This window comes from Citrobacter sp. Cc139, assembly GCF_030334645.1.
GTDB classification, from domain to species: domain Bacteria; phylum Pseudomonadota; class Gammaproteobacteria; order Enterobacterales; family Enterobacteriaceae; genus Citrobacter; species Citrobacter werkmanii.
This window is the reverse complement of the sequence record NZ_JAOWDM010000095.1, coordinates 233244-247641: the sequence shown is the minus strand read 5'-3', so window position 1 is coordinate 247641 and position 14398 is coordinate 233244. Positions and strand designations below refer to the sequence as shown.

The window sequence follows — 14398 nt, the reverse complement described above, 5'->3', positions numbered from 1 at the left end:
TTAATTTGTTAACGTGTTGCCAGGCGACACGGCGCTGGCGGTTTGCGCCGGTGCGCCCTGCGGCCCGGTTTGCATCGGGTGCGCCTGGAAATAGTTACGTAATCCTTTGTAAATCGCCTCGGCCAGTTGCTGCTGGTAATCATCGCTCGCCAACAGACGCTCTTCGCTGTTGTTACTGATAAAGCCAGTTTCAACCAGCACTGACGGGATATCCGGCGAACGGAGTACCCCAAGACTGGCGTGTTCCGGCCGACGTTTATGCATTGAGCCAATACGTTCTAACTGACCGATCATGCTGGTCGCCACATCATACCCGACGCGTTGCGAATGACCGAACTGCAGATCCAGCACAGCCTGGCTGAGGTAAGGATCGGCCTGGCTGTTGGCCAGCACATCGCCCGCACCACCTAACAATTCTGATTGCTTCTCATGCTGTTCCAGCCAGCCAGCCATTTCACTGTTCGCCCGGCGGTTTGACAGTACCCAGACGGAAGCGCCAGTGGCATCCCGGTTTGGCGCGGCGTCAGCATGAATCGAAACCAGGAAGTTGGCGTTTTGTTTACGCGCAACGTCGGAACGTCCCATGACCGAGATGAAGTAATCGCCATCGCGGGTGAGGACGCCTTTAAACATCGGGTCATCATTCAGCAAACTGCGTAGTTTACGCGCCACGGCAATCGTGACATTTTTCTCACGCGTACCGCCGGGACCAATTGCGCCGGGATCCTGTCCGCCATGCCCGGCATCAATGGCGATAACCACTTTGTCGCCGCTATTGGTGCTGGCGCGCGCCGCAGGTCGCGTGGACGTATTACTGCTGGTAACCGCCGTAGTGCGATCGTTTTCCGCTTTAAACGGATTACGTGCAGGCTCGGTAGGGCGCGGGGCGACAACCGGCGCTTCGACACGTTTCGCGACCACCGGAGGCGGTGGAGGCGGTGGTGGCGCATCGGCCTTGATGGTAAACACGACGGTATAATTACCGCCGTTCTGGCGTTTTACAGCATCGGCTTTGCCGTTCTCGGTTAAATCCACCAGCAGGCGCAGAGACTGCGCGTCTTTTGGCGTACCGGAACGGATAGATTTGACCAGATTATTACCGCTAAACAGCAACGGTAATCCCTGAATCACACCGGTTTGTTTAATATCCAGCGCGACGGTTCGTTTCCCATCCTGCGAAACGGCGTATTCAGGATCGCCGATAAAACTCAGCGTAATCCGCGCCTGTTGATCGCCGTTGGAAACCTGAAGATCGGAGAGGCTGGCGGCCCCTGCCTGCGCGCACAGCAGGACCAGGGTTGCCATCAGCCAGTTTCTGATGCGATAAATCATCCCGCCACCCTTAAGGTTAATCGGCTAAACGCGCCAGCAATAAATCGCCCGATGAGGAGACTGCGCTTACGCGCGCCTCTCGACCTTGTGCCTGGTATTCGATGTGTATTTCGACGTCCGGGTCTGGCAGAACACCTTTACCTTGTTGCGGCCATTCCACCAGGCAGATGGCATCATTGGCAAAATAATCGCGGATCCCCATAAATTCCAGCTCCTCCGGGTCCGCAAGTCGATACAGATCGAAGTGATAAACCATCAAATTATCGAGCGAATAGGGTTCAACCAGCGTGTAAGTCGGGCTTTTGACATTACCTTTGTGACCTAACGCCTGCAGGAATCCCCGGCTGAAAGTGGTTTTGCCCGCTCCCAGGTCGCCGTACAAATAAATTACCGTCGCGCCGTCACAGGCTTTGGCTACCCGCAGTCCCAGGTCTAAAGTCGCCTGTTCATCAGGTAGTGGAATTACTCGATTCATCATGATAAACGTCAATCACATCAGGGTTAACAATACGCTGTAGCGTAGTAAAGAGATCGGTCGCCAGCATGCCGCGCGTACCAAAACGCGCCGCCAGCACATCCGCCGCCGCACCGTGCGCAACACATCCCGCACATGCTGCATCATACGGGGTAAGCTTCTGTCCGAGCAATGCGCCAATAATACCGGAAAGCACATCACCCATTCCGCCGCTGGCCATGCCTGCATTGCCGGTAGCAATAATACCCAACTCAGCCGGTTCAGCAGCAACAACCGTACCCGCGCCTTTCAGCACTACCACGCCTCCGTACCGTTTTACCAGACGTTGTGCACAAAGTAAGCGATCGTCTTCAATTTCTGCAATGGAACAGCCCAGCAGTCGCGCGGCTTCTCCCGGATGCGGCGTGATCACGCGATTGTGACGTTTATCGGGGTTGATTGCCAGCAGGTTGAGCGCATCGGCATCCCAGAGCATCGGTTTGCGAAAATTCTCGACCTTTTGCAGCGCTTTTTTGCCCCACTCCTGCTGACCAAGCCCAGGACCAATGACCACAACATCCGCCCACGCCAGGCTTTCATCCAGAGTCTGCGGCGTTAGCGTATCAACCATCAGTTCCGGCCTGGCGGTCAGAATCGGAGCGATGTTTTCACTGCGGGTCAGCACTTTGACCAGCCCGGCTCCTGCACGCAGCGCCGCTTCACCTGCCATACGTATTGCGCCTGCCGTCCCGTGGTCCCCGCCGATAATCACCAGCCGACCGTGGGAACCTTTGTGCGAGGTAGGTCGGCGTGGCGTCAGCCAGTGCGCAAGCTGTAGAGCATCAAAACGTTGAACTGGCGCATTCTGCCCAGCCAGCCAGTCGTCCAGCCCAAGCGCGTTAACATGTAGGCGTCCGGTGACATCGCGCGCTTTACCGGTTAACAGGCCTGGTTTGAGCGCAATAAAGGTGACGGTATGCGCCGCATTGATGACCGCACCCGGTGTCGCCCCTGTTTGCGCCAGCAGGCCGGAAGGAATATCTATCGCCACGATGGGGGCTGGGTAAGTATTGGCACGTTCAATCAATACCGAGAGAGCCTCACGCGGCGCGTGTTTTAAGCCAGTCCCTGACAGCGCGTCGATGATGACGTCCACGCTACCAGGCCAGGTAATATCCGCAGCATGAATGACGCCACCGGCGTTAAGCCAGGCATCGCGCGCCTGCTGTGCTTCCTCCGGAAGTGGTTTGTCACTCTCTTGCGCCAGCAGCGTGACCTCAAGCCCCTGCGCTTTGGCAAGCCTTGCCACTACGTAGCCATCGCCGCCGTTGTTGCCATGACCGCACAGCACCAGCCAGTGTTGAGCGTGCGGATAGGCTTCGCGGGCGACCTGAAACGCGGCCTCTCCCGCCCGTTGCATCAGTTCGTACAACGTCAGCCCTAAGCTGTCTGCCGCCTCTCGCTCCATCCGCCTGATGTCATCGGCGTACCAGATGGAGTGTGGTATACTTGCGGGGTTTTTCTTCATTGTATGGTCCGTCATGTCAGATCCCCTCGATCTCAATCAGTTAGCGCAAAATATTAAGCAGTGGGGGCTGGAGCTTGGCTTTCAGCAGGTCGGTATTGCCGATACCGACCTCAGCGAAGCGGAGCCCAAACTGCAGGCCTGGCTGGATCAACACTATCACGGCGAGATGGACTGGATGGCCCGTCACGGCATGATGCGCGCCCGACCTCACGAATTATTGCCCGGTACGCTACGTGTCATCAGCGTACGTATGAACTATCTCCCTGCCAAGGCGGCCTTTGCCAGCACGTTGAAAAACCCCTCTCTGGGTTACGTCAGTCGCTACGCGCTTGGGCGCGACTACCATAAGCTGCTGCGTAACCGCTTAAAAAAGCTGGGCGAGATGATTCAACAACACTGCGTTTCGCTGAATTTTAGACCTTTTGTCGATTCCGCGCCCATTCTTGAGCGTCCGCTGGCGGAAAAAGCCGGGCTTGGCTGGACAGGTAAGCACTCACTTATCCTTAATCGCGAAGCCGGTTCATTTTTCTTCCTTGGTGAATTACTGATCGACTTGCCCTTGCCGGTCGATAAGCCAGTAGAAGAAGGATGCGGGAAATGTGTCGCCTGTATGACCATCTGTCCCACCGGGGCCATCGTTGAACCCTACACCGTAGATGCGCGCCGTTGTATCTCTTATCTCACTATCGAACTGGAAGGCGCTATCCCTGAAGCGTTTCGTCCTTTGTTGGGGAATCGCATTTACGGCTGCGATGATTGTCAGCTCATTTGTCCCTGGAACCGCTATTCGCAGTTGACGGTCGAGGATGACTTTAGCCCACGCAAGCAGCTTCATGCTCCGGAGTTAATAGAGCTGTTTAGCTGGAGCGAAGCGTGGTTTTTAAAAGTCACTGAGGGGTCTGCCATTCGTCGTATTGGTCATCTGCGCTGGCTGCGAAATATCGCTGTTGCGTTGGGCAATGCACCCTGGGATGAAGCCGTAATTAACGCCCTGGAAAACCGTAGAGGTGAGCACCCACTTCTCGACGAACACATAGAGTGGGCGGTTGCTCAGCAAATTGAGAAGCGAAACGCCTGCGTAGTTGAGGTGCAGTTGCCGAAGAAACAACGTTTAGTCAGGGTCATCGAAAAGGGTCTACCGCGCGATGCTTAAGTCATCCACAGCTTGTGTATAAAAATAAAAACACATTGATATTCAAGAGGGAAAAAATCGTCAAGTGATCGCATTAACAATTTGAAATGATAATTAATCCAGTAATTTCAATATGTTAAAATGATACTATTAACCAGGCGAAGTTTTTTGCATTCCAGGAATAATACCCGGACCTGTGGATAAGTCTGTTTACAAGAGTATGTCAACGACGAAACAAAACGTCCCCAACGCGATTCTTCGTTGTGGATATTTTTTTTGAGGTAAGAATTTGGAGCGGGAAACGAGACTCGAACTCGCGACCCCGACCTTGGCAAGGTCGTGCTCTACCAACTGAGCTATTCCCGCATAATCTTCGTCTTTCGAACCGCTACTGCGTTGGCTGCCTTCACTCGCCTTAGTCACTTACTTCAGTAAGCTCCTGAGGACTCATTCAGTTGCCGCCTTGTCGCAATTCGAAATCCTGCGATTGGTGGTCTGTGCTTAATAAGCACTTTCAAATTTTGGAGCGGGAAACGAGACTCGAACTCGCGACCCCGACCTTGGCAAGGTCGTGCTCTACCAACTGAGCTATTCCCGCTTGGGTGCGTCTGTGCTTAACAAGCACTTTCAAATTTTGGAGCGGGAAACGAGACTCGAACTCGCGACCCCGACCTTGGCAAGGTCGTGCTCTACCAACTGAGCTATTCCCGCAAATCTGTACTGCTTTTGTTGCTGCCGTAACGCGTAATTCTCTGTCGTTACGGGAGGCGCATTATACGAGAAATCCGTTTAGCTGCAACCCCCCTAAAAGCGATTTTCTTGTTTTTTCGTTTAAGTGCTGAATTTATCGGCAAGTCGTTTAATTTAGCGACAATCCTGACTTAGTGCAAGCTCGCAGGAACGATTTTCGTAGGCCGGGTAAGGCGCAGCCGCCACCCGGCAATCCACAAAATCAAAGCTTAATAAAATGTTCGCGGTAGTAAGCCAGCTCAGCAACCGACTCACGAATATCATCCATCGCCTGATGCGTTCCCTGCTTGGTGAAGCCAGCAAGGATTTCCGGCTTCCAACGACGCGCCAGTTCCTTCAGCGTGCTGACGTCGAGATAGCGATAATGGAAATACGCTTCCAGCTCCGGCATGTATTTAAACAGGAAACGACGATCCTGACCGATGCTGTTGCCGCAGATAGGTGATTTTCCTGCCGGAACCCATTCTTGCAAAAAGGCCAGCGTGGCCAGTTCTGCTTCGCGATCGCCCATGGTGCTCGCCTTTACCCGTTCCACCAGCCCACTACCGGTATGCGTACGTACGTTCCAGTCATCCATTAATGCCAGTTGTTCGTCAGACTGGTGTACCGCAATCGTCGGTCCTTCAGCCAGAATATTTAAGTTGGCATCCGTCACCAGTGTGGCGATTTCAATAATGCGATCGCGCTCGGGATCCAGACCAGTCATCTCCAGATCGATCCAAATCAGGTTGTTTTCATTGGCACTCATGCTATTTTCCACCCTTCAGCGTCACATTCAGTGTGACTATATTCATCTAAAATTGCGTGTATCATAAATGTTTTGCCCATCATGGGCGACCAGGAGCCAGTCCGATTGAGTAAGAATAAACTCTCCAAAGGCCAACAGCGCCGTGTGAACGCCAATCACCAGCGTCGTCTTAAAACGTCCGCGGAGAAGCCCGACTATGACGACAACCTGTTTGGCGAAACTGCTGAGGGCATCGTTATCAGCCGTTTTGGCATGCATGCCGACGTGGAGTCTGCTGACGGTGATATTCACCGCTGCAACATCCGCCGCACAATTCGTTCGCTGGTTACCGGCGATCGCGTAGTCTGGCGTCCAGGTAAAGCGGCAGCAGAAGGGGTAAATGTCAAAGGCATCGTTGAGGCGGTTCACGAACGTACCTCGGTGCTCACACGTCCTGACTTTTACGATGGGGTAAAACCCATTGCCGCCAATATCGATCAGATCGTTATTGTCTCAGCCATCTTACCCGAGCTGTCGCTTAATATTATCGACCGCTATCTGGTCGCCTGCGAAACGCTACACGTTGAACCGATTATCGTACTGAATAAGATCGATCTGCTGGATGCCGAAGGTATGGCCTTCGTTAACGAACAGATGGATATCTATCGCAACATTGGCTATCGCGTGTTGATGGTATCAAGCCGCACGAAAGACGGTCTGAAACCGCTTGAAGAAGCGTTAACCGGTCGTATCAGTATTTTTGCCGGCCAGTCGGGTGTAGGTAAATCCAGCCTGCTCAATAACCTTCTCGGCCTGCAGGAAGCGATCCTGACCAACGATGTCTCCGACAACTCCGGTCTTGGGCAGCACACCACCACCGCTTCTCGCCTGTATCACTTCCCGCACGGCGGCGACGTTATCGACTCCCCTGGCGTACGCGAGTTCGGACTGTGGCATCTGGAGCCGGAACAAATCACCCATGGTTTTGTCGAATTCCATGACTACCTGGGTCATTGCAAATACCGCGACTGCAAGCATGATACCGATCCAGGCTGCGCTATCCGTGAGGCTGTAGAAAAAGGGGAAATAGCCGAAACTCGGTTTGAAAATTATCACCGCATCCTGGAAAGCATGGCGCAGGTAAAAACGCGTAAAAACTTTTCTGATACTGACAACTGACAACTAAGCTAAGCATCGCTAGAATCGTCCCCTTTTTCAGGATCCGGCCCATATGCCGGATCGGGAACAAATTATGGCCTGGAGGCTACCTTGTTAAACTCATTTAAGCTTTCGCTACAATACATTCTGCCGAAACTATGGCTCACTCGCCTGGCGGGCTGGGGTGCGAGCAAACGAGCGGGATGGCTGACCAAACTGGTGATCGATCTGTTCGTGAAATATTACAAGGTCGATATGAAAGAGGCGCAAAAGCCGGATACCGCCAGCTATCGCACCTTTAACGACTTCTTTGTTCGTCCCCTGCGCGACGAGGCTCGTCCAGTCAATACCGATCCGAATGTACTGGTCATGCCTGCCGACGGCGTGGTCAACCAGTTAGGTAACATCGAAGAAGACAAGCTGTTACAGGCCAAAGGGCACAGCTATACGCTTGAAGCGCTGCTGGCCGGCAACTACCAGATGGCGGACAAATTCCGCAACGGTACGTTTGTGACCACTTACTTATCACCACGCGATTACCACCGGGTACATATGCCATGTAACGGTATCCTGCGCGAAATGATGTACGTGCCAGGCGACCTCTTCTCTGTAAACATCCTGACAGCGCAAAACGTACCGAATCTGTTTGCCCGTAACGAACGCGTTATTTGCCTGTTTGATACCGAGTTTGGCCCAATGGTGCAAATTTTGGTCGGGGCGACTATCGTTGGCAGCATTGAAACCGTATGGGCTGGCACCATTACCCCACCGCGTGAAGGCGTAATTAAACGCTGGACCTGGCCTGAAGGCGAAAGCGAAGGGTCGGTGGCACTGCTGAAAGGTCAGGAAATGGGCCGCTTTAAGCTCGGTTCCACCGTCATCAACCTGTTCGCACCGGGCAAAGTTAACCTGGTTGAGCAATTGCAGGACCTTTCAGTCACGAAAATCGGTCAGCCAATGGCCATCTCAACCGAGACTTTCGTGACGCCAGAGGCAGAACCTGCCCCGCTGCCGAAAGAAGAGATCGAAGCAGAACACGACGCCAGCCCGCTGGTTGACGACAAAAAAGACGAAACTTAAACATAGGAATCGCTGCTGTGCGCCTGATTATCACTTTTCTGATGGCCTGGTGCCTCAGCCTGGGGGCGTACGCTGCGACGGCCCCCGACGCCAAACAACTCACCCAGGAACTGGAGCAGGCCAAGGCGGCGAAACCCGCTCAGCCAGAAACCGTCGAGGCGCTCCAGTCGGCGCTGAATGCCCTTGAAGAGCGGAAAGGCTCTCTCGAGCGCGCCGCGCAATACCAGCAGGTTATTGATAACTTCCCCAAGCTCTCCGCAACGCTACGCGCACAGCTTAGCAATCTGCGTGACGAACCGCGCAACGTACCAACCGGACTGACAACTGATGCGTTAAACCAGGAGATCCTCCAGGTCAGCAGTCAGTTGCTGGAAAAGAGTCGTCAGGCCCAGCAGGAGCAGGATCGCGCCCGGGAAATCGCCGACTCGTTAAGTCAGCTTCCTCAACAGCAAACCGATGCCCGCCGCCAACTAAATGAGCTTGAGCGGCGTATTGGTACCGCCAACGCCAATCCCGCGCAGAATCAGGCGATGCAGGCTGAGTCCGCCAAACTCAAAGCCCTGGTCGATGAACTGGAGCTGGCGCAGCTTTCCGCCAACAACCGTCAGGAACTGGCGCGTATGCGCTCAGAACTGGCGGAAAAACAGAGCCAACAGCTCGACGCCTATCTGCAGGCATTACGTAATCAACTCAACAGTCAGCGGCAGCGTGAAGCTGAGCGAGCGCTGGAGAGTACCGAACTGCTGGCGGAAAACAGCGCGGGGCTGCCCGAAGGCATTGTTGACCAGTTCAAGGTAAACCGCGAACTGTCCCAGGCCTTAAACCAGCAGGCGCAGCGTATGGATTTGGTCGCGTCGCAACAGCGTCAGGCCACCAGCCAAACGCTGCAGGTGCGTCAGGCGTTGAATACGCTGCGCGAACAGTCCCAGTGGCTTGGGGTCTCGAATATGCTGGGGGAAGCGCTACGCGCACAGGTGTCTCGTCTGCCCGAAATGCCCAAACCTCAGCAGTTAGATACCGAAATGGCGCAGCTACGCGTGCACCGTATGCGCTATGAAGATCTCCTCAATAAGCAGCCGCAACTACGCCAGATCCATCAGGCCGATGGGCAACCGCTGACCGCGGAACAGAGCAGCATCCTCAACGCCCAGTTGCGCACTCAGCGTGAATTGCTGAACTCTCTGTTACAGGGTGGCGATACGCTGATCCTTGAGCTGACCAAACTAAAAGTCTCCAATAGCCAACTGGAAGATGCGCTAAAAGAGGTCAACGAAGCGACGCACCGCTATCTGTTCTGGACGTCTGACGTCAGCCCTATCTCCCTCTCATGGCCTGTCGACATTGTTCAGGATCTGCGGCGTCTGATCTCATTAGATACCTTTAATCAGTTAGGTAAAGCCAGCATCATGATGCTGACCAGCAAAGAAACGCTACTACCGCTGTTCGGTGCGTTGGTACTGGTTGGATTTAGCCTCTATTCTCGCAAACACTTTACCCGTTTTCTTGAACGCTCGTCCGCGCGGGTGGGTAAGGTGACCCAGGACCACTTCTGGCTGACGATACGTACGGTATTCTGGTCAATACTCGTCGCCTCGCCGCTACCGGTACTGTGGGCCACCCTGGGTTACGGTTTGCAGGAAGCCTGGCCTTATCCGTTGGCCGTCGCTATCGGCGATGGCGTAACTGCCACGGTGCCCATGCTATGGGCGGTGATGATTTGCGCCACCTTTGCACGCCCTAACGGTCTGTTCATTGCCCACTTTGGCTGGCCGCGTAATCGCGTCGCGAAGGCTATGCACTATTACCTGATGAGCATCGGACTGATTGTCCCGCTGATCATGGCGGTAATTATGTTTGATAACCTCAATGACCGGGAATTCTCCGCCTCATTGGGACGCTTGTGCTTTATCCTGATTTGCGGCGCACTGGCGGTCGTGACTCTGAGCCTGAAGCGCGCCGGAATACCGCTGTATCTCGATAAAGAGGGCAACAGCGATAACATGGTCAACAGCATGCTATGGAATATGCTGATGGGCGCGCCGCTGATTGCCATCCTCGCGGCCGCAGTGGGCTATCTCGCCACATCGCAAGCTTTGCTGGCGCGTCTGGAAACGTCCGTGGCTATCTGGTTCTTGTTACTGGTGGTGTATCACGTCATCCGCCGCTGGATGCTGATCCAACGCCGCCGTCTGGCGTTCGACCGCGCCAAGCATCGACGCGCCGAAATGCTGGCGCAGCGCGCGCGGGGTGAAGAAGAACCGCCGCACTCCACCAGTCTTGAAGGCGCGATTGATGTTGATGAAAGCGAAGTGGATCTGGACGCGATCAGCGCGCAATCGCTGCGTCTGGTGCGCTCTATTCTGATGCTTATCGCCCTGCTTTCAGTCATTGTGCTGTGGTCGGAAATTCATTCCGCATTTGGCTTCCTGGAAAACATCTCGTTGTGGGATGTCACCTCTACGGTGCAAGGCGTGGAAAGCTTAGAGCCGATCACGCTGGGCGCGGTGCTCATCGCGATACTGGTATTTATCATCACCACCCAGTTAGTGCGCAACCTCCCCGCGTTGCTGGAGCTGGCGCTGCTGCAACATCTGGATTTAACCCCCGGCACCGGTTACGCCATTACCACCATTACCAAGTATTTGCTGATGCTGATTGGCGGTCTGGTTGGCTTCTCGATGATCGGCATTGAGTGGTCCAAACTGCAATGGCTGGTGGCTGCTCTCGGTGTTGGTCTGGGCTTTGGTTTGCAGGAAATCTTCGCCAACTTTATTTCCGGCCTGATTATCCTGTTTGAGAAACCGATTCGCATTGGCGACACGGTGACCATTCGCGATCTTACCGGTAGCGTGACGAAGATTAACACTCGCGCCACCACCATCAGCGACTGGGATCGCAAAGAGATTATCGTGCCCAATAAGGCCTTTATCACCGAGCAGTTTATCAACTGGTCGTTGTCAGATTCGGTCACCCGTGTGGTGTTAACTATCCCGGCGCCGTCAGAGGCTAACAGCGAGGAGGTCACGCAGATTTTGCTGACTGCCGCGCAGCGCTGTTCGCTGGTTATCGATAACCCGGCGCCAGAAGTCTTTCTGGTAGATCTGCAGCAGGGGATTCAAATCTTCGAACTGCGTATTTATGCCGCAGAGATGGGACACCGTATGCCGCTGCGCCATGAGATCCACCAGCTGATTCTGGCAGGCTTCCGCGAACACGGTATTGATATGCCATTCCCGCCGTTCCAGATGCGTCTGGAGAGCCTTGGCGGTAAACAAACAGGAAGAACGTTAAGTTCTGCGGGCAGAGCCAGCCGCCCGGCGGGAAGTTTGTAGCGCATGATTCAGGCAAGACATGCCGGATGGCGACCCGTTGGGTCTTATCCGGCCTACGAAAATGCTTCTTTGTAGGCCGGATACGCCAGGACGGTTACTCCACCGCCCACTCAGGTTCGTTGGCCATGCGACGGCTATAGTTCTGATAAATCGCCATCGCCAGCAGCGAGAAGAAGATCGGGCCGCCGGTCATCCACAATGCGCTGTTCCAGTCCCCGGCTTCAATCACCGGCTGGATGATGGTGAACACGTTGGCAAACGTCACCACCAATACCACCACGCCGGTTGTCAGTAACGTCGCCGCCCGCGTTTTAAAAATCACAAACGGCCTTTCCAGATCCGTACGCGCTTTAAAGAATGGGAAAGCCAGCGCAAGGAACAGATACGGCAGCGTCATTGAGACGTTCGCCATCAGGGTCAGTTTGTTATAAAACGCTGAGGCCGTGTCGCCGCCAAACGAAACCAGCAGGATAAACAGGCTCACCAGTAAACACTGCAACCACATTGCCGTCGTCGGCATCCCCACCGCATTCAGCCTGGTCATCGGCGCGGGCCACAATGCCTTCGGCGTTCCCTGAATAATCGCTTTCAGCGGCGAGTAGCTGAGCGTGAAAAAAGCGCCCGTATAGGCGAGGAACATAGAAAGACCGGTGATACGCGCGAACCATACGCCCAACGCCATCGCGCTTTCCGGGGAAAGGTGCAGTGCATTACCCAACGTCATCCCGAGGCTTTTCATCAGGATATAGGTGATGTTGCCGAGGTTGACCGAGCCATCACTTAATACCTGTTGCCAGTTGGTGCTAACGCCCCATAAAAATATCGCCAGTGAATAACCGACAGAAATGACAATAGCGGCAAAGACAATCCCTTTCGCGAAGTTCTTTTCTGGCTTTTCTGTTTTATCTACCAGTCCGCCCACGGCCTCAATTCCGCCGTAAGCAAAAATAGCAAACACAACAAATGACAACATTGCCAGACCGGACTGATATCCCGGATTAGGCGAGGAGATAAAATTAATATCCTGCGCAAAGTGGCCACCCGTTAATAACAAAATAGCGACACTCACTAACAACAAAACTAAATTAAGACACATTACGGCAATTCCACCTACAGCCGTAATACGGGCAATCTTATTAATCCCCCGTGAGGCCACGCAGGTCACCAGAATCATCCAGCCGACGGCGAGCAGCCCGACAACCTGCGTAGGCTCAAGCCCGGCAAAACGCCAGTGCTGCGTCATGTCTGCGCCAAATAAGAAGGTCGAAAAAGGTACCCAGACCTTTGCCGCCGTGCTGACCATCCATATCACATAGGAAGAAAACCACATAAACGTGCCGATAAACGCATAACGTGGCCCAACGCTATTATTCATCCACGAATAGATTCCCCCCTCTTCTTTCCGATAGGCGGAACCCATTTCCGCCATCATTAAAGCAAATGGAATAAAAAATAATAATGCGGAAAATATATACCATGGAATCGCGCTGTACCCCATTAAATAGAACGCGGAGGGGCTGTTAGCAAAACCAAAAACAGACGTAAATATCATAAGGATGAGACCAATCAGACTCATCTTTTTTATTGTTTGGGTCATTAAACCATCCCTTACTCTGGCAAGCGTTTCACAAACGCCGCTCACCGATTGGCACTGCTCTCATTGCAGAGTTCAGCGATAAAAAATTAACACAGAATTGATACCTGAAAGATACCAAACATCCAGATGTAAATTGTGGCTATTAGAGGGTAAATGAAAAAATATGCTACAAAGTGGCTGTTTATCCGCCACTTTGTATGGAGAGAGCGTAAATTACGCGCGATCAACGGTAAATGCGATAACCTCAGCCAGGCTTTCCGCGCCCAGCGCCAGCATCACCAGACGGTCAACGCCGAGCGCCACGCCAGAGCAATCCGGCATGCCCACTTTTAACGCTTCAAGCAGGTTGGTATCGATAGGTTGCTGTGGCAGGCCACGCGCGGCACGTTTGCGGTTATCCTGTTCAAACCGTTGCTGCTGCTCGCGCGCGTCGGTCAACTCATGGAAACCATTCGCCAGCTCAATACCTTTGTAATACACCTCGAAACGCTCAGCCACGCGGTGATCTTCGGTACTGATTTGCGCCAATGATGCTTGGCTGGCGGGGAAATGATACACAAACGTCGGTTTGTCTTTGCCGATATGCGGCTCAACGCCCATCGTGAACAGCAGTTGCAGCAACGTATCCCGATCTTCTTCAGTATCGGCGATATTGCTGAGATCCAGCTTAGCCGCCACTTCCCGCAGTTGGGTTTTGTCTGCAGACAGTGGATCTATCTCCAGATGGCGCTGGAAGGCCTGCTGATAAGAAAGGCTTTCCGCCGGAGAGCAGTCCAGCACCTGCTGGAGCAAATCATCCACTTCATTCATCAGGCGATACATATCGTAGTGGGGACGATACCACTCAAGCATGGTGAACTCAGGGTTATGATGACGTCCCATCTCTTCATTGCGAAAGCTGCGGCACAGTTGATATACCGGGCCACATCCTGCCACCAGCAGGCGCTTCATGTGATATTCCGGACTGGTCATTAAATAGAGATTCATTCCCTGGGAATGTCCAGGGCCGACGAAACGTGTTTCGAACGGGAACAGATGGATGTCCGTTACCGTTGCCTGACTCATACAAGGGGTCTCAACCTCAAGCACGCCACGATCGGCAAAAAAGCGGCGAATCTCCGCTATAATTGCTGCACGTTTTAACAGATTGGGGATGGACGCGCTCGGCTGCCAGGTTGCCGTTTCGCTCATGGTTGTTTCTCCGATTTAAGACAAGGGCACGAAGTCTACTCGTATCGCGCTAACGAGACAAATTTCCCGCGGTAGTAATCAGCACTGGCAATCAGGTAAAAAAAGCGACATTGGGTG

At 53.7% G+C, this 14398-nt stretch carries 10 protein-coding genes and 3 tRNA genes; 4 read left to right on the top strand and 9 right to left on the bottom strand.

Features of this window, described 5'->3' with window-relative positions; translation table 11 throughout:
• The 3 genes from amiB to nnr are packed head-to-tail and all read right to left on the bottom strand — an operon-like array spanning window position 1 to window position 3329.
• Window positions 1-1332, bottom strand: coding sequence for an N-acetylmuramoyl-L-alanine amidase AmiB (gene amiB, locus OGV69_RS24485; RefSeq protein ID WP_159121918.1), 1332 nt, complete (start codon window positions 1330-1332; stop codon window positions 1-3).
• Window positions 1333-1348: 16 nt separating this feature from the next.
• Window positions 1349-1810 (bottom strand): tRNA (adenosine(37)-N6)-threonylcarbamoyltransferase complex ATPase subunit type 1 TsaE, encoded by a 462-nt coding sequence (gene tsaE, locus OGV69_RS24480; protein ID WP_008786002.1) that lies wholly within the window; start codon window positions 1808-1810, stop codon window positions 1349-1351.
• Window positions 1782-3329 (bottom strand): bifunctional ADP-dependent NAD(P)H-hydrate dehydratase/NAD(P)H-hydrate epimerase, encoded by a 1548-nt coding sequence (nnr, locus tag OGV69_RS24475; protein WP_074458527.1) that lies wholly within the window; start codon window positions 3327-3329, stop codon window positions 1782-1784. Before nnr ends, tsaE begins: the two co-directional genes overlap by 29 nt.
• On the opposite strand from nnr, the gene queG reads away from it, so the two are divergent.
• Window positions 3328-4467, top strand: coding sequence for a tRNA epoxyqueuosine(34) reductase QueG (gene queG, locus OGV69_RS24470; RefSeq protein WP_069324731.1), 1140 nt, complete (start codon window positions 3328-3330; stop codon window positions 4465-4467). The genes nnr and queG overlap by 2 nt on opposite strands.
• A gap of 269 nt (window positions 4468-4736) precedes the next feature.
• Here queG and OGV69_RS24465 read toward each other — a convergent pair.
• From OGV69_RS24465 to orn, 4 genes are all read right to left on the bottom strand, one after another.
• Window positions 4737-4812: transfer RNA gene (locus tag OGV69_RS24465), tRNA-Gly, on the bottom strand.
• A 156-nt stretch (window positions 4813-4968) separates the two neighbouring features.
• Window positions 4969-5044: transfer RNA gene (locus OGV69_RS24460), tRNA-Gly, on the bottom strand.
• A 37-nt stretch (window positions 5045-5081) separates the two neighbouring features.
• A tRNA-Gly gene (locus OGV69_RS24455) sits at window positions 5082-5157 on the bottom strand.
• 241 nt (window positions 5158-5398) lie between these two features.
• Window positions 5399-5944: an oligoribonuclease gene (orn, locus tag OGV69_RS24450; protein ID WP_006686300.1), complete on the bottom strand. Its 546-nt coding sequence runs from the start codon at window positions 5942-5944 to the stop codon at window positions 5399-5401.
• Window positions 5945-6049: 105 nt separating this feature from the next.
• Between orn and rsgA the strand changes: the two genes are divergently transcribed.
• From rsgA to mscM, 3 genes are all read left to right on the top strand, one after another.
• Complete coding sequence (rsgA, locus tag OGV69_RS24445) at window positions 6050-7102, top strand: small ribosomal subunit biogenesis GTPase RsgA (protein ID WP_176722617.1); 1053 nt, start codon at window positions 6050-6052, stop codon at window positions 7100-7102.
• Window positions 7103-7192: 90 nt separating this feature from the next.
• Window positions 7193-8161 (top strand): archaetidylserine decarboxylase, encoded by a 969-nt coding sequence (asd, locus tag OGV69_RS24440; protein ID WP_069324729.1) that lies wholly within the window; start codon window positions 7193-7195, stop codon window positions 8159-8161.
• A gap of 17 nt (window positions 8162-8178) precedes the next feature.
• Window positions 8179-11493: a miniconductance mechanosensitive channel MscM gene (gene mscM / locus OGV69_RS24435; RefSeq protein WP_038636503.1), complete on the top strand. Its 3315-nt coding sequence runs from the start codon at window positions 8179-8181 to the stop codon at window positions 11491-11493.
• Between the two features lie 94 nt (window positions 11494-11587).
• On the opposite strand, the gene yjeM is transcribed toward mscM, so the two are convergent.
• Both yjeM and epmA read right to left on the bottom strand, forming a co-directional pair.
• Complete coding sequence (yjeM, locus tag OGV69_RS24430) at window positions 11588-13090, bottom strand: glutamate/gamma-aminobutyrate family transporter YjeM (protein ID WP_038636500.1); 1503 nt, start codon at window positions 13088-13090, stop codon at window positions 11588-11590.
• Between the two features lie 213 nt (window positions 13091-13303).
• The gene (epmA, locus tag OGV69_RS24425; protein ID WP_003830517.1) at window positions 13304-14281 is read right to left on the bottom strand and encodes an elongation factor P--(R)-beta-lysine ligase; all 978 of its coding nucleotides are present in this window, start codon (window positions 14279-14281) and stop codon (window positions 13304-13306) included.
• Between the last annotated feature and the right edge of the window lie 117 nt (window positions 14282-14398).